General features: G+C 77.0%; 8 protein-coding genes. 4 read left to right on the top strand and 4 right to left on the bottom strand.

Going from position 1 to position 16,026, the window contains the following annotated elements; translation table 11 throughout:
- Positions 1-48 precede the first annotated feature (48 nt).
- The gene (locus tag IEZ10_RS25485) at positions 49-3,474 is read left to right on the top strand and encodes a phosphodiester glycosidase family protein (protein ID WP_268246370.1); all 3,426 of its coding nucleotides are present in this window, start codon (positions 49-51) and stop codon (positions 3,472-3,474) included.
- A 71-nt stretch (positions 3,475-3,545) separates the two neighbouring features.
- Here the strand turns inward: IEZ10_RS25485 and IEZ10_RS25480 are convergent, their stop codons facing one another.
- From IEZ10_RS25480 to IEZ10_RS25465, 4 genes are read right to left on the bottom strand one after another with little or no spacing between them, the layout of a single operon-like run.
- Complete coding sequence (locus IEZ10_RS25480) at positions 3,546-4,313, bottom strand: ABC transporter ATP-binding protein (protein WP_189249059.1); 768 nt, start codon at positions 4,311-4,313, stop codon at positions 3,546-3,548.
- Positions 4,306-5,328: an ABC transporter ATP-binding protein gene (locus IEZ10_RS25475; RefSeq protein WP_189249058.1), complete on the bottom strand. Its 1,023-nt coding sequence runs from the start codon at positions 5,326-5,328 to the stop codon at positions 4,306-4,308. The genes IEZ10_RS25480 and IEZ10_RS25475 overlap by 8 nt, the downstream gene beginning before the upstream one ends.
- Entirely contained in the window at positions 5,325-7,955 is a 2,631-nt protein-coding gene (locus IEZ10_RS25470; RefSeq protein ID WP_189249057.1) for an FtsX-like permease family protein, read from the bottom strand. Before IEZ10_RS25470 ends, IEZ10_RS25475 begins: the two co-directional genes overlap by 4 nt.
- On the bottom strand, positions 7,952-11,254 hold the full coding sequence (locus tag IEZ10_RS25465; protein WP_189249056.1) for an FtsX-like permease family protein: 3,303 nt from the start codon (positions 11,252-11,254) through the stop codon (positions 7,952-7,954). The genes IEZ10_RS25470 and IEZ10_RS25465 overlap by 4 nt, the downstream gene beginning before the upstream one ends.
- Before the next feature lie 172 nt (positions 11,255-11,426).
- On the opposite strand from IEZ10_RS25465, the gene IEZ10_RS25460 reads away from it, so the two are divergent.
- The 3 genes from IEZ10_RS25460 to IEZ10_RS25450 all read left to right on the top strand — a co-directional run bounded on the left by IEZ10_RS25460 (position 11,427) and on the right by IEZ10_RS25450 (position 15,614).
- Positions 11,427-12,350 (top strand): SDR family oxidoreductase, encoded by a 924-nt coding sequence (locus IEZ10_RS25460; RefSeq protein WP_189249055.1) that lies wholly within the window; start codon positions 11,427-11,429, stop codon positions 12,348-12,350.
- Positions 12,351-12,528: 178 nt separating this feature from the next.
- On the top strand, positions 12,529-13,005 hold the full coding sequence (locus IEZ10_RS25455) for a hypothetical protein (RefSeq protein WP_189249054.1): 477 nt from the start codon (positions 12,529-12,531) through the stop codon (positions 13,003-13,005).
- A complete protein-coding gene (locus IEZ10_RS25450) occupies positions 13,002-15,614 on the top strand; it encodes a M48 family metalloprotease (protein WP_189249053.1) in 2,613 nt (870 codons plus the stop codon). The genes IEZ10_RS25455 and IEZ10_RS25450 overlap by 4 nt, the downstream gene beginning before the upstream one ends.
- Positions 15,615-16,026 lie beyond the last annotated feature (412 nt).

Genomic DNA, 16,026 nt, shown 5'->3' with positions numbered 1-16,026 from the left:
CACTTTGTAGACTTGAAACTTGTAACCATGACGCGGTTGAGTTCGATCGTGCGTTCACGTCACCACCCCCGCCTCACGGCCGTGGCCCTCATCGCCCCGCTGCTGGCGTTCGGCGCCGCCGGACCCGCCCAGGCCGACCCCCGGCCACCGCAGCCCGCCCTCGTCGAGGACGCGGCCCCCGCCTCCTCCGCCCGGGAGACCTCCACCCTGCTCGTCGCCCCCGGCGCGCAGCGGCTGGAGACCGACAGGAAGACCAGGCCCGTCGCGCCGGGCGTCACGCTGACCTCCTTCGACACCTACGACGCCGCCGGCTGGCTGCGCGCCGACGCGATCACCGCCGACCTCACCGGCGGCGCGCGCGTCGGCTACGTCTCCTCCGGGGAGGTCTCGAAGACCGAGCCGCTGTCCGGCCCGGTACGGCGCACCCGCGCCGTCGCCGCCGTCAACGGCGACTTCTTCGACATCAACAACTCCGGCGCGGCCCAGGGCGCCGGCGTCCGCGACGGCGAGCTGGTCCAGTCACCGGTCGCCGGCCACCCCAACGCCGTCGCCGTCACCCCCGACGGCATCGGCCGCGTGCTGCAGATGAGCTTCGACGGCACCGCGACCCCGAGCGGCGGCGCCCCGATCACCCTGACCCAGTTCAACCAGCTCGTCCAGGCCGGCGGCGTCGGCCTGTTCACCCCGCTGTGGGGCTCCTACGACCGCGGCCGCGCGGTCGCGGGCGCCGCCTCGGTCACCGAGGTCGTGCTGCGCGACGGCGCCGTCGCCGAGGTCCGCTCCGCCGCCGGGAGCGGCCCGATCCCGGCCGGCACCTCGATCCTGCTCGGCCGCGACGCCGGGGCGGCGGCGCTGGCCGCGCTGAAGCCGGGCGACCGCGTCGACGTCAGGTACCAGCCCAAGGCCTCCGACGGCCGGGCCGTGCGGACCGCCGTCGGCGGCAGCACGATCCTCGTCAAGGACGGCGTCGTCCAGCACTCCTCCGACAACGCCGCCCACCCCCGCACCGCCGTCGGGTTCTCCGCCGACGGCCGGAAGATGTACCTGCTCACCGTGGACGGCCGCCAGGCCGACAGCCGCGGCGTCACCCTCGACGAGCTCGCCGGGATGATGACCGAGCTCGGCGCGCACGACGCGATCAACTTCGACGGCGGCGGCTCCTCCACGATGCTCGCCCGCGAGCCCGGCTCCGCCGACGCCCAGGTGGAGAACAGCCCCTCCGACGGCGAGGAGCGCCACGTCCCCAACGGCCTGGCCATCTACGCCCCCGAGGGCAGCGGGAAGCTCAAGGGCTTCTGGGTGGAGACCGCCGCCGACCCGGCCAGGGCCCCCGGCACCGGCCCGGTCGCGGGCGGCCGCACCGAGCGCGTCTTCCCCGGCCTCACCCGCAGGCTCACCGCCGCCGGCTACGACGAGACGTACGGCCCGGCCAAGGGCGACCCGGCCTGGCGGGCCACCCCGGCCGTGCACGGGCTCGTCGGCCGCGACGGCGTCTTCCACGCCCTGGTGCCCGGACAGACGACCGTCACCGCCTCGCGCGGCGGCGCCACCGGGAAGATCGAGCTCACCGTCCTGCAGCCCCTGGCACGGCTCGGCGCCACCGCCGACCGGGTCGGCCTCGCCGGCGAGGGCGCCGCGGGCTCCTTCGGCGTGGTCGGCTACGACCGCAACGGCAACTCCGCGCCCGTCGAGCCCGCCGACGTGCGCCTCGACTACGACGCCGCCCTGTTCGACGTCACCCCCGCCGAGCACGGCCTGTTCACCGTGAAGGCCCGGAAGGGGACCGGCTCCGGCCTGGTCACCGTACAGGTCGGCAAGATCAGCACGGCGGTGCCGGTGACCGTCGGCTACCAGGACGTCCCGGTCGCCGCCTTCGACGACGCCGCCTCCTGGACGTTCGCCGCCGCCCGGGCCACCGGGTCGCTGTCGGCGGCCCCCGGCCACGACGGCGGCGGCCTGAAGCTCAGCTACGACTTCACCCAGTCCACCGCGACGCGCGCCGCCTACGCCAGCCCTCCGGCGCAGATCACCGTGCCGGGCCAGCCGCAGGCGTTCGGCATGTGGATCAACTCGGCCGGGCACGGGGAGTGGCCGAGCCTGGAGTTCTACGACGCCCAGGGCCAGTCGCAGATCCTGCGCGGGCCGTACCTCACCTGGACCGGCTGGAAGTACGTCGAGTTCACCGTCCCCCCGGGCGTGAACCACCCGCTGAAGCTCCGCCGCTTCTACGTCGCCGAGACCGCCGCCGACCACAGCTACAAGGGCGAGATCACCGTCGACGGGCTCGTCGCCAAGGTGACGCCGGAGGTGACGGCCCCGGCGGCCCCCAAGGTCGCCGACCCGGTCGTCCGCAGCGGCGCCGCGGTGGCCGCCATGCCGTGGCGGTTCGCCGTCATGTCCGACGGGCAGTTCGTGGGACGGTCCCCCGACAGCGACATCGTGGCGAACGTCCGCCGCACCCTGCGTGAGGTCAAGGCGGCGAAGCCCGACTTCCTCGTCATCGACGGCGACCTCGTGGACGAGGCGTCCCCGGAGGACTTCGCGCTGGCCAAGCGGATCCTGGACGAGGAGCTCGGCGGTGAGCTGCCGTACCGCTACGTGCCCGGCAACCACGAGGTGATGGGCGGGAAGATCGACAACTTCGAAGCCGTCTTCGGCGACACCCACGCCTCCTTCGACCACAAGGGAACCCGGTTCATCACCCTCGACACCTCGCGCCTGAACCTGCGCGGCGGCGGGTTCGACCAGATGGCGATGTTCCGCGAGCGGCTCGACGCGGCCGCGAAGGACCCCTCGATCGGCTCGGTGACCGTGCTGTTCCACGTGCCGCCGCGCGACCCGACGCCCGGCAAGGGCAGCCAGCTCGGCGACCGCAAGGAGGCCGCGCTGGTGGAGGGCTGGCTGGCCGACTTCCAGCGCGTCACCGGCAAGGGCGCCGCGTTCATCGGCGGCCACGTCGGCACCTTCCACGCCTCGCGGGTCGACGCCGTGCCGTACTTCATCAACGGCAACTCCGGCAAGAACCCGGCCACCGCCGCCGAGGACGGCGGCTTCACCGGCTGGTCGCTGTGGGGCGTCGACCCGGTGACGGAGAAGGAGGCCGAGCACGTGCGGCGCAACTGGTTCACCGACGCGCCGCAGTGGATCGGCGCGCAGGTCCGCCCGCACGTCGACGAGCTGACCCTCACCGCGCCCGCCTCGGTGGAGGTCGGCCGGCCCGCCGAGGTGTCGGCGGCCGTGACGCAGGACGGGCGCCGGGTGCCCGTCGCCCACCCCGTCTCGGCCGACTGGTCCGGCTCGCCGAACCTGCACGTCGGCTCCCGCGCCGGTGCCAAGCCCTGGCACGTCGCGGTGCTCGACCCGGAGACCGGCACGCTCACCGCGCTGCGGTCCGGGCAGGTCGTCGTCGCGGTCACCGTCAACGGCGTCACCCGCCGGGCGACGGTCGAGCTGGCCGCCCGCTCGGCCGCCTGACCCCGCGGGGCCGGTCCAGCCCCCCGTACACGACGGGGCTGGACCGGCCCCTTCGCGTACGGGGCCGCCGGTCAGGGCGCGGCGGAGGAGGCTCCGGCCTCGCCGCCGCGGGAGCCGTCACCGTGCGGACCGTCACCGCGCGGGTCGTCACCCTGGGAGGCGTCACCGTGCAGGACGCCGTCGCGCAGCTCCAGCACCCGGTCGGCCAGTGAGATCAGGCCGGGGTCGTGCGTGGCGACCAGCGCGGTGACGCCCTCGCTGCCCACCAGCGCGCGGATCAGCCGCATGACCTGACGCCCGGTCTGCGAGTCGAGCTGGCCGGTCGGCTCGTCGGCGATCAGCAGGCGGGGCCGGTTGGCCAGCGCGCGGGCCACGGCCACCCGCTGCCGCTGACCGCCGGACAGCTCGTGGGGCCGCTGGTTCGCGTGGCCGTCCAGCCCGACCAGGGACAGCAGCACCCGGACGCGCTCCTCGCGCTCGGCCGCCGGGATCCGGGCCAGCCGCATCGGCACACCCACGTTCTCGGCCGCCGACAGGATCGGGATCAGCCCGAACGACTGGAAGACGTGCCCGATCACGTCCCGGCGCAGCACCCGCAGGCCGTCCTCCGGCAGGGCGGTGACCTCGTGCCCGGCGACCGTCACCCGCCCCGCGTCCGGCCGGTCCAGCCCGCCGACGAGGTTCAGCAGGGTGGTCTTGCCCGACCCGGACCGGCCGCGGATCGCGACCAGCTCGCCCGGCACGGCGTGGAAGGACACCCCGTCCAGCGCCACGACCTCCTTCGGGCCGCTCCGGTAGACCTTGCGCAGGCCCTCCGCGACGACCAGCGGCTCACCCATCCCCGGTCCTCCCCGGCCCGCTCACCGCGCCCCCTCGCTCTTCTCCACCCGGCTCCGGCCCGTCCGCGGCCCCTCCCGGCTCCCCTTCGGCGTCCTGCGGCCAGACCCCGATGTGGTCGCGCTCCAGCGCCAGGCGGACCCGGCGCTCCATGCGCAGCGCGGCCGTGAAGTCCCGGGGCAGCTGCAGGCGGCCGGCCCGGTCGAGCACCGCGTACTCCTCGGCGACGATCCGCCCGTCGGAGGAGGCCCGCCGGAGCGTCTCGCTGCTGGTCCGCCCGTCCCTGATGCCGACGGTACGGTCCACCTGCCCGGCGACCGCCGGGTCGTGGGTGACGATCACCGCGGTGACGCCCAGCTCGCGGTTGACCCGGCGCAGCGCGGCGAACACCTCCTCGGACGTCTCGCCGTCCAGCTCGCCGGTCGGCTCGTCGGCCAGGATCACCTTCGGCGCGTTGGCCAGGGCGACGGCGATGGCCGTCCGCTGCTGCTCGCCGCCGGACATCTCCCCGGGCCGCAGCCGCGCCCGGTCCGCGACGCCCAGCAGCTCCAGCAGCTCGCCGGCGCGCGCCGCCCGGTCGCGGCGGCGGCGCCCGCCCGCCAGCCGCATCGGCAGCTCGACGTTCTCCGCGGCGGTCAGGTACGGCAGCAGGTTGCGGGTGGTCTGCTGCCAGACGAAGCCGACCACCTCGCGCCGGTACCGCAGCCGGTCGCGCGCGGTCATCGACAGCAGGTCCACCCCCGCCACCCGGGCGACCCCGGCGGTCGGCACGTCCAGCCCGGACAGCACGTTCAGCAGGGTCGACTTGCCCGAGCCGGAGGCCCCGACGATCGCGACCAGCTCCCCGGCGTCGATCACCAGGTCGAGCCCCTGCAGGGCGACCACCTCGACGCCCTCGGTCTTGTAGATGCGGACCAGGTTGTCGCACAGCACGTGCGCGTCCCGGCCGAAGGCGGGCCGGCGCCGGGCGGCCTCCGCCTCCAGGTCGGCCAGCGCGGGCTCCCGCGGCCGGCTCACCCGAGGTCACCCGCCCGCAGCGCCGTGCCCAGGGAGCCCCGGCGGCCGGGGACCGGGTGCAGGAACGCCCCCAGCACGGTCGCCGCGGCCACCCCGCAGGCCAGCAGGACCGGCACGGCCGGGCCCGGCGGGCGGCCGGCCGCGGCGAGGTCGCCGGTGAAGACGCGCAGGTCGAGACCCGGCCCGAGCACGGCGGGCAGGGCCAGGCCGAGCAGCAGCCCGGCCGCGGTGGACAGCAGGATCATCGGGGAGACCTCCAGCACGGTCAGGCGGCGGGCCTGGGACTCGGGCAGGCCCAGGGCGCACAGGTGGGACAGGGCCCCGGTCCGGTCGGCCGCGCCGGCCACCAGGGCGACGGCCACGGCGGCCAGCGCGTAGCAGGCCAGCGCGGCCGTGACGACCGCCAGGGCGCGGCGGAGCGTCGTGGTCAGCGGGGCCCGGGTGATCTCGGCGAGCGCGCCCTCGAAGGTCCGCGCCTGGGCCCCGGGCTGGGCGGCCGCCGCCAGCAGCCGCCCGCCGTCCAGCCCGTCGCCCTCGACGAGCAGCGTGTTGGGCAGGGCGCCGCCCGGCGGGACCACGATCAGCGGGCCGCTGCCGTACGCCGCCGCCAGGCCGGTGACGACCCCGCCGGGGGACAGGCGCGGCGGGACGCCGGGCGCCTCGATCGCGCCGCGGCCCGCCAGCTCCGGCGAGACCAGCACCGGCGCGTCCGGCAGGACGATCGGCGCGTCGCGCAGCACGGCCCGGTAGGCGCGGACGTCCACCGCCAGCACCGTGGCCGTCGGGAACTCCTCGCCCAGGCGTACGGGGGTCCGCGTCGCGGGCAGGACCCGCCGCACCCCCGGCACGCGCCGGACCCGCTCGATCACCTCCGGGGAGAAGGGCAGGTCGGCGTCCAGCCGGGCGGGCGCCCCGGCCCGCTGCCAGGCGGCGGCCTCCTGGGTGGCGGTCAGCTCGCCGGAGACCGTCGCGCCGAACACCGACACCGCGAGCGCGGGCAGCAGGACCAGCACCGGCAGCGCCGAGACGGGCCTGGACCGGGCCGCCAGGGCCAGGCCGAGGAAGGGGACGGCCGACCGCGCCCGGGCCGCCAGACGCACGGCCAGGCGGAGCGGCAGCGAATGGCAGCGCAGCACGACCAGCGCCGCGGCCACGGCCAGCCCGGCCGGCGCCAGCAGCGGGAACGGATCGGTCCCGTCGCCCGTCCCCGGCGCGGGACCGCCGCCCGGCCCGGAAGCGCCGCCCGTCCCCGTGCCGAGCCCGCGCGAGCGCAGCAGGTAGGCGCCGATGAGGGCGACCACGACGACCGCCGCCTCCGCCGCGATCCGCCGGGGCGAGGGCCGCGCGGCCGCGACGTCGGCGCGCCGCTCGCCGAGCGGCAGCCGGTGGGCGGCGACCGCCTGCCCGGCGGCGATCAGGGCCGCGGCCGCCGCCACGGACAGCGGCCCGAGGTGCGTGACCGCGGTGACCTCGCCCGGCACCGCGTAGGACAGCGCGTATCCCGCCGCGGCGCCCGGCACGGCGGCCGCCGAGGTCACCGCCGTGGCCGTCGCGGCGACCCGGGCCAGGGAGGCGCCCCGGGCGCGGGCCAGCGCCAGACTCAGCCGCGCCCGGTCGCCCAGCAGCCGTACGGCGAGCGCGATCACCCCCAGCGCCACGGCCAGCAGCCCGCCGAGGACGAGGAGCAGCAGGGCGTCGGCGGCGCGGACCCTGCCGAGGTAGCCGGTCAGCAGCTCGTCGAAGGAGGTCTCCAGCGCGCCCGGCGAGGACCCGTGGATCGCGACCGGCACGGCGCCGCGGAACGCCCGCACCGCCTCGGCCAGCTCCGGGATCCGCGCGGCGCGCAACGCGGGCCGATCGATGTCGAACACCCACCGGTAGGTCGTGTTCGCGTACAGCCGGCCCAGCACCGGCAGGCTCGCGTCGGACACCAGCCCGGTGACGTACCGGTCGTCGATCTCCGACCTCGGCGGGCGGATCTTCACCACCCGCCGTACGGAGGTGTTGTGCTCCCAGTACCGGTCGTCCGGCCGCACCGGCTCGAACAGGCCGCTGACCCGGGCCGCCAGCGGCTGCGGCCCGCCGAGCAGCACGGTCGCGCCGACGCCCAGCCGCATCTCCGCGGCGGGCTCGCGGGCCAGCGCCACCTCCAGCAGCGGCCCGCCGCCGAGCCGCGCGGGCGGGCCCGGCGGCCGGCCGGCGACGTAGCGGACCCGCGCGGCGGTGTCCGACAGCCAGCCCAGGTCGAGGTACTGGTAGTTGCGGGGCTCCCCGTCCACCGACGCGATCGGCTCGCGGGTCTTACGCAGGGAATGGTGGCCGGAGCCGGAACCGGGCGGGGCCGTCACGGCGGACAGCTCGGCGGGCAGGACGGCCCGCAGGCTCCGCTCCATCGCCAGCAGGGACTCGCGGGTGACCGGCGCGTTCGGGCCGGCCCGGCGGGGGCTGACCACCACCAGGTCGCCGACCCCGGCCGCCGCGGTGGCGGTGACGTCGCGCAGCGCCCCGTCGTAGGCGGACCGGGTGGCCTTCGGGACGGCGGCGAGTAGCAGGCAGGCGCTGAGCGTCAGCAGCGCCAGCACGGCGGCGACGCCCCGATGGGCCCGCACCAGCGGCCAGGGGTTCACCGGTCCTCCCCGATCAGCGGGGCGCGGCCCGCCCCGCGGCGCAGCGCGCCGGCCAGCCCGGCGACGATCACCAGCAGCAGCGCGGCCACCCCGGCGAGGAGGGCCAGCGCCGGCAGAGGCGGGATCTCCAGCGTCACCTCCGGGGTGACGGCCGTCGCCTGGCCGGTCAGCACCAGGTGCGGCACCACCAGGGTGGCGACCGCCACCGCCACCGCCGCCCCGGCGGCCAGGGACAGTCCGATCAGGAACGCCTGCTCCACCAGCAGCAGCCCGAGCATCTGGCGGAAGCCCGTGCCGAGCGCGCGCAGCACGGCGAACTCGGCGGCCCGCTCCCTGAGCGTCACCGCGGCGTCGACCGCGAACCCGAGCGCGGCGAAGACCAGCGCCGCGAGGAAGCCGAGGACCAGCGCCCCCTGCAGCCCGGCGGCCAGTGGGTCGTCCCGGAGGCCGCGGGCCAGCGACGACAGGTCCACCACGGTCACGTCCCACTCCCGGTGGCGGCCCAGCTCGGCCGCGGCGGCCGAGGTGTCCGCCCCGCCCGTGCCCAGCCACCACTCGGCGGGCGGGCGCGGGGCCCGGTGCGCCAGCAGGTCCCAGGACTGCATCGTCCGCCAGTCGACCAGCACGGCGGGCCGGTCCGGCGGCGTGCCGGGCACCTTCGCCACGATCCCGGCGACCGTGATCAGGGTGGGCCGCCGGTCGAGGGTCACCGTGGCCCGCGACCCGGTGGTGAGGTTCCGCCCGGCGGCCAGGTCGGAGGTGACCACCACCGGCAGCGGGCCGAGGAACGGGCCCTGCGGTGAGCCCTCGGCGGTGAACAGGCCGGCGTCCGGGACGGCCGCGCGGACCGGGACGAACGTGACCCGCTGCGGCGGGAGCGCGTCGTACGGGTCCCGGGGCGCGGGGGCGTCGAACCCGATCGCGAACAGCCCCCGGCCGGTGTCGTAGCGTCGCTCGGCGGCGTACCCGGTCCCGGCGCCGTGGGCCAGCCTGGTCCCCGGCGGCGGGGTCACCGCCGCGCCCGCGTCCGTCTCGATCCGCTCCACGGCCAGCTCCAGGCCGCTGCCCGTCGTCGGCAGCGGCAGGTCCAGGACGATCGCGGCGACGGTCAGCGGGTAGGCCAGCCGGCCGTCGCGCCCGCGCAGGGCCGACAGGTCCGCCGTCGGCCGGCTCCCGCCCGGTCCGAGGGCGACCCGCACCGGGTGCCGGACCCCCTCGGCGTCGGCGATCACCAGCGTCAGCGGGACGGCCCCGTACTCGTCGGCCAGGGCCGGGTCGTCCACGGTCAGCCGGGTCCGCAGGGTCAGCCGCTCCGGCCGGCCCGGGATCGGCAGCCCGGGCAGGTCGGGCCGCGCGGCGGCCAGCCGGGTGGCGAGCGTCGCCACCGGGTCGGCCGACAGGTCGGGGCGCAGCCTGAGCATGCCGGGCAGGTCGGAGGCGTCCACCGCCAGCAGCGTGACCTCCTCGCCCGCCAGGTCGCTCCCGGCGCGGTAGGCCGGGCTGAGCGACACCACGCCGGGCAGCGCCCGGTAGGCCGCCGCCCGGCCGAGCGGCCCGAGCGCCACGCCGTTCGGCGGCGACGCCACCCGCAGGTCGGCCCCGGCCAGGTGCCCGGCCTGGTCCCGCTGGGAGGCCCGCCAGGTGGCGACGGTCGCGACGCTGACCACGCCGACGGCGACCGCCATGGTCAGCAGCAGCGCGGTCCCCGAGCGGCGGGCCGGGCGGCGGCTCACCTGCCAGGTGCCCAGCGCGGGCGCCAGCCCGGTGCGGCGCGCCGTGATCCGCTCGGCGACCCGGGAGAACGGCGGGATCACCCGCAGCGCCAGCAGCCCGCCGCACAGCAGGGCCGCCGCGGGACCGGCCACGATCAGCGGGTCGATGCCGAGGCCGCCCCCGGCGGTGGCGGTGACCGTCGAGCCGTAGCGGCGGAGCTGCCAGACCGCGAGCGCGGCCACGCCGAGCAGCGCCAGGTCGGCGCCGGCCCGCTGCGCCGCGCCGTACCGCTCGCCGCGCCCGCGCGCCGACTGGTCGGCCACGTAGGTACGGCGGGCGCCGCGCAGCGCCGGAAGCGTGAGCAGTACGGCGCAGCCCAGCGCGACCGCCGCGGACACGACGTGGATCACCGGTCCGGCCTCCGGGCCGGGCCGCACCCCGGTGCCGGTGAGCGCGCCGACCAGGCCGAGCAGCCGGGGGGCCAGCAGCGGCGCGGCGACCGCGCAGGGCAGCGTCACCAGCAGGGCCTCGCCCGCGGCCGCCGTCGCCAGCCACGCGCCGCCCGCGCCGCGGGAGCGCAGCAGCGCCGTCTCCATCCGCCGGTGGTCGGCCAGCAGCCGGGCGGTCAGCACCAGCGCGTAGGCGGCGAGCAGCAGCAGCTCCAGCAGCGGCACCAGCATCGTGGACCGGGCCACCAGGGTGGCGGTGGCCAGCCGGGTCAGCCGGTCCGGCAGGCGGGTGGCCGCCGAGCAGTCCTCGCAGCCGGGCCGCGCCCGCAGCGCCTCCTGGAAGCGGCCGGCCGCGGCGGCCAGCGGCAGCAGCCGCTCGCGCGGCACCGGCCGCAGGTCCGGCACGACGAGCCAGCGCGCGGTGACGCCCGGTGCGAACCGGGCGACGAACGTCTCCTCGGGCACCATCAGCGGCCCGTGGGTGACGTAGTCGCCGACCTCGGAACCCCGGGTGAGCAGCGGCTCGCCGTCCCAGCGGTCGGAGTGCGGGTCGTTCAGCTCGAACACGCCGGTGATCCGGACCCGTACCCTCCGGTGGTCCAGCCGCCCCTCCACCGTGATCACGTCCCCGGCGGAGAAGCCGGTGGCGCTCGCCACCGCCCCGGTCACCGCGGCCTCCACCGTCCCGCCGCGCCCCGCGGCCGTCCCGTCGCGTCCCGCGGCCGGCCAGGAGCCCCGCACCAGGCGGGCGTGCTCCCGCAGCCCCCGGTGGACGCCGAAGCGCAGCAGCTCCGGCCGCTTCCTGCGCTCCTGGCCCGGCATCGCGTACGAGTCGGACTGTGCGCTCAGCGTCACCTCGACCGGCAGGCCGGTGTAGGTCGCCGCGGCCTGGGCGCGCACCGCCCGGTCGGTGGCGGGGAAGGAACCGCCGCGAACCGGGGCGGTCACCACGGTCGCGGCGGTCCCCGCCGGCACGGTCCCCAGCGTCCGGCGCACGCCGGCGTCCGTCGCCGAGACGGCGTACCCGGCCAGCCCGGCGAGAGCCGTGGTGGCGAGCAGGACCGCGCCCAGGGCGGCGAGCAGCAGGAGCGGCTCGCCGAGGGCGCGTCTGAGCGGTAACGGCGTCAGCCCCCGCATGCAACCGCCTCCCGTGTGCGCGCCACACCCCGATGTACGCACGCTCCCGTCGGGACGACGGATGATCAAGATGAGGACGGATACGGTGATCGACCCGATACTGCCGGGCAACCCCGGTGTGATATCGAAATCGTGACATTCGGTTGGGGCGTGTCCCCGCGAAGGAGGACGGATGAGCGGCATCGTCGAGGGACTGGTGGTCGTCGTCACGGGGGCGGCCCGGGGCATCGGACGCGGGCACGCGCTGGAGTTCGCCCGCCAGGGCGCCAGGGTGGTCGTCAACGACCTCGGCGCCGGGGTGGACGGCGCCGGCGCGTCGGCCGGACCGGCCCACGAGGTCGCCGAGGAGATCCGCGCCCTGGGCGGCGAGGCGATCGTCAACGGCGAGGACGTCTCCGACTTCGACGGCGCGGGCAGGCTCGTCCGGGCCGCCGTCGAGCACTTCGGCGACCTGAACGTCCTGGTCAACAACGCGGGCATCCTGCGCGACCGGATGCTGGTCAACATGACCGCCGACGAGTGGGACGCGGTGGTCCGGGTCCACCTGCGCGGCACGTTCGCCCCGCTGCGGCACGCCGCCGCCCACTGGCGCGAGCGCTCCAAGGCGGGCGCGCCCGTGCACGGCCGCGTCATCAACACCACGTCCTCGTCGGGCATCTACGGCAACCCCGGGCAGGCCAACTACGGCGCCGCCAAGGCGGGCATCGCGGCGCTGACCGTCATCGCCGCCCAGGAGCTGGGCCGGTACGGCGTGACCGTCAACGCCCTCGCCCCCACCGCGCTGACCCGGATGACCGAGAACCTCGCGCCCGGCAGGGGCGGCGGCGCCACCCAGAGCTTCGGCGACCTGGACCCGGAGGACATCGCCCCGCTGGCCGTGTGGCTGGCCAGCGCGGAGGCCGCGGGCGTCACCGGCCGCGTCTTCAACGTGCGCGGCGGTTCGATCAGCGTGGCGGAGGGCTGGCACGCCGGGCCGGGCGTGGACAAGGGATCGCGCTGGGAGCCGGCCGAGCTGGGCGCGGTGATCCCGGACCTGGTGGCCAGGGCTGCGCCCAACGCCCTGCAGAACGGCCGCGTCCCCGGCCGTGACGCCTGACAGTCCGGAATATCCGTATATCCCGAAATATCGGAAATGTCGTCTGACGATCGCGCGCAGAACCCAGGGGTATTCCGGATATCGGGTCTGATCTCGGCGTATCCCTGGGTGGACGGGGTTCCACGGCGTATCATCGGGACGCCTCGGGGGACGATTCCGTTCCTGTCCGGAGGTGCCGGTGACGTTCCCCGCGGACGGCGATCGGCGCGCGCTGGTGCGCGCCCTGGTCGCCGAGTTCGCCCCCGAAGAACTGCCCGACTTCGACCTCATGACCGAGGCGTACTTCGCCTCGCCCGGCGCGGCCCGCCGGGCGCGCAGGCCCCGCGACGAACCGGGCGGCGCGCTCTCCGACCCGGGTGATCCGACGTTCACCAACCTCATGTGGGGAGTGGTCGCCGGGCTCACCACCGAGCTGATCGTGCTGTCGGCCCGCCAGGGGTGGGCCCGCCTGCGGCGGCGCCGGAAGCCGGTGGCCGGCCCCGGCGATCCCCTGCCGGAGCTCCCACTCGGCGGCGAGGCGGCCGCCCGGGAACGGATCGCCCGCGACCTCCACGACCTCCGCGGGCCGGGCCCCGCGGGGTCTCCGCCGGCCGAGGCCGTCGCGGAACGGCTCGTCGACAGGTGGGGACGGCGCGACTGGACCCCGCCGGGATGAGCGACGGACGGGTCAGCCCCTTCCTCCTGCCCGCCGCGACGACCTCCCGGTTCGTCCTGCTGATCGTCGTCACCTTCTCCGCCACCGGATTCACCTGGGATCTGGTGGCGGGCGGCCCCTCCGGATGGCAGGGGGCGTACCTGCGCTGCGACCGGGCCGCCGGCGCGGCCGCCCCGCGGCTGCCCGCCAACGCCCTGGCCGCGGAGTACCTGCGCTGCGTGGACGGCGTCGGCGGGGACCGGATGCTCGGCGGCATCGTGGCCATGATCACCGTGGGCTGCCTGATCGCCGCGCTGCACGCCGTACGGCCCCGGCTGGCCATCAGGCGCCAGGGGCTGGTCCCGGCCGACCCCGTCCGCCACGCCGGACTCCACGAGACCGTCCGGCGGCTCGCCGGGGCCGAGGGACTGCGGCGCGTCCCGCGGATCCTGATCGACGCCAACCGCAAGCTGCCCGACGGACGGGCCTTCGGCTGCTACCCCCGCTACAACCTGCGGCTCAACATCGGGGTCCTGCAGGCGGACCGCGCGGAGGCCCGCTCGCGGGAGGCCGCCGCGCGGGCGCGCGAAGCCGCGGCCCCGGGGGAGGAGCCCGGGGACGGGGGGAGGGGCGCGGTCGAGTCGGTCGTCCTGCACGAGCTGGCCCACCTGAGGAACCGCGACGTCGACCTGACCGGCCTCACCCTGGCCGCCGCATGGGTCTTCCCCGCCGCGGTGGCCGCGCCCTCGCTGCTGTTCACCCTCGTGTACGCCCCGGGACGGCTCCTCGACACCGGCGTCCGGGTGCTCGCCGCCACGGCGCTGATCGCGGCGCTGGCGGCCGCCGTGCTCAGATCGCGTGAGCACTACGCCGACGTGCGGGCCGCGGCCGCGGGCGGGGGACCCGTCACCCGGGACCGGGGCCGTACCGGGCTGCGCCAGAGACTGCTGCCGATGCACCCGGACGACTCCCGGCGGGCGGAGGTCGTCCGGACCCCCGGCGTCCTGCTGCGGTGGGCGGCGGGGGAGACGCTGGGCGCGGGGATCGTGACCGGCCTCGGGCTCTTCCACCTTCAGATGATCATCAGCCTGGGGCTGGGCGACGACTCGCGATACGCCCTGCCCATCGCCGCGCTGCTCTACGGGCTGCTGACCGCGGCCGTCGTCGGGGCCGGCGCCTACCGGGCGACGCTCCTCGCCCTCGTCACCGGAGGTCGCGGTCCCCGTGGAACGATCCAGGGGGCGGCGCTGGCCGCGGGAATCCTCCTCGGCCTGCTGATCTCCCCGTCCCCCATGCGCGTGTCCTGGGCCGCGGCCGCGGCGCGGGAACCGCTCGCCGCCGCGGGGATGGGCGTCGTCCTGCTGCTGATGTGCGTGGCGTTCACCCGCTGGCTCCCGGCGGCCGCCGCGGCGTGGCTGCCCGTCGCCCGCGGACGAACGCTGCTGCCCGTTCTCGCGGGAGGTCTCGTTCCGGCCGCACTGGCCTTCGGCCCCTGGCTCGGCGCCTGGGGCATGGCGTCGCTCGTCGCCGTGGACGCCGGCGACCTTCCCATGGGGCTTTACATGCTGGGTGCCCACCTCTTCGACGCGGCGCTGCTCACCGTCCTCTGGGTGGCGCTGCTCCACCCGCTGGGGGCGTGGCTGCGGCACAGGAGGCCGGGACGGGACACGCGCCCGGGAGCCGGTGAGGCGATGGCGCTGCCGCCCGTACGGATCCGGCCGCTGCTCGCCCTGGCGCCCGCCGCGGCGGTGCTCGCCCTCGGCGCGGCGAACGGTCTCCTCCATCTCGACCAGCGTCTCTTCGACGGCCTCCTCGGGGTGGGAGGGAGCGTCCGCGGAGACGTCTTCGACGTCGTCCTGGCGCAGGCCGCGGCGCTGCTGGTCCTCTTCTGGGCCGTGCAGTTCCTGGCGGCGCTCATGGCGGCGGCCCTGACCGGCGGCGGTGGAACGGGCATCGGCCCCGCCCACGGCATGCTCGCCGCGCTGGCGACGGGGGCCGCCGGCACGGTCCTCGCCGCCGTCCTGGCCTTCGGCGCCGTCGGGCGGCCGGCCTCGCCGTGCGTGCCGGGGTCGTTGAGCTGCGACCCGCTCGCCATGCTCCGCGGCGCCGGCACGCTGCTGCTGGCGGCGACCGCGGGCGGCACGGTCGTCGGTGCCGTCGCGTCCCTGATGGTCGGCGGGGTACGGGCCCTGGCCCGGCGGCGCGCGGTGCGGCCCGGCCGTCCGGCGGCCCCCTGGATCCGGCGGTCCGCCGCGCTGCTCGCCGCCGCGTGCGCCGTGGCCTGGACGGCGGTGATGGTTCCGGTATGGCTGGTCGAGACCGGTCATGCCTCCGTACCGGAGACGTCCTACCCGAGCTCGGCCTCGGCCGTGCCGCCTCCCGGCCCGCCGGGGACGGGGGCGGCCGGCCCGGCGTGCGCGCGGGCGGCGGCAGCCGCCGCGGTCCCGGTCCTAGGCGACAACACCTACGTGGCCATGGCCGAGGCGTTCGCCCGCCTCGCCGAGACGGACGATCCCTTCCTCGCGAAGCTGGGGGCCGCCGGTTACCCGATGGCCCGTGACGCCCTGCCCCGCGCGTACCGGCTGCAACGGCCGGTCCGCGAGTACTGCCTGCGGATCCCGCCGGGTTGAGCCGCGTCCCCCGCCCGGCCGTGGCGCCGGGCCCGGGACGCGTCCCCGGCCCGGGGAACATGAAAGGACCGCCTCCGGCCACGGGTGGCGGAGGCGGTCCGTCCGGGGCCCCCCGCGGCGTCCCGGTGGTGTTCCGGGCGGGGGCCCGCCGGGGCTCGGATGGCGCCGTTTCCGGGATGGCGCCGGTTCCCGGTCCGGGCCCGTTCCCCGCTCGGGCCGGCCCTCAGAGGCGGGCCGGCCCTCAGAGGCGGGCCGTCCCTCGGGGAGGGCCGGTCCTCAGGGGAGAGCGGGCCCTCCGGGCCGGTCCGTCAGCCGCAGTGTTCGAAGGGGCTGTCGTAGGTGGAGGAGCCCGCCTTGCCTCCCCATTTGACGCACTTGTCGGCGGCGGCGGCCCGTACCGGTCCGGCGTAGT

Origin of the sequence: Streptosporangium pseudovulgare, assembly GCF_014648055.1 — a bacterium.
GTDB lineage: Bacteria > Actinomycetota > Actinomycetes > Streptosporangiales > Streptosporangiaceae > Streptosporangium > Streptosporangium pseudovulgare.
The sequence above is the reverse complement of the archived record's forward strand: the minus strand, read 5'-3'. Positions and strand labels throughout refer to the sequence as shown.

What these genes read in the sequence shown, in the direction of transcription:
- IEZ10_RS25480 (WP_189249059.1), bottom strand. Translation starts at nt 4,313, where the DNA reads ATGGGTGAGCCGCTGGTCGTCGCGGAGGGCCTGCGCAAGGTCTACCGG.
- IEZ10_RS25465 (WP_189249056.1), bottom strand. Translation starts at nt 11,254, where the DNA reads ATGCGGGGGCTGACGCCGTTACCGCTCAGACGCGCCCTCGGCGAGCCG.
- IEZ10_RS25460 (WP_189249055.1), top strand. Translation starts at nt 11,427, where the DNA reads ATGAGCGGCATCGTCGAGGGACTGGTGGTCGTCGTCACGGGGGCGGCC.
- IEZ10_RS25450 (WP_189249053.1), top strand. Translation starts at nt 13,002, where the DNA reads ATGAGCGACGGACGGGTCAGCCCCTTCCTCCTGCCCGCCGCGACGACC.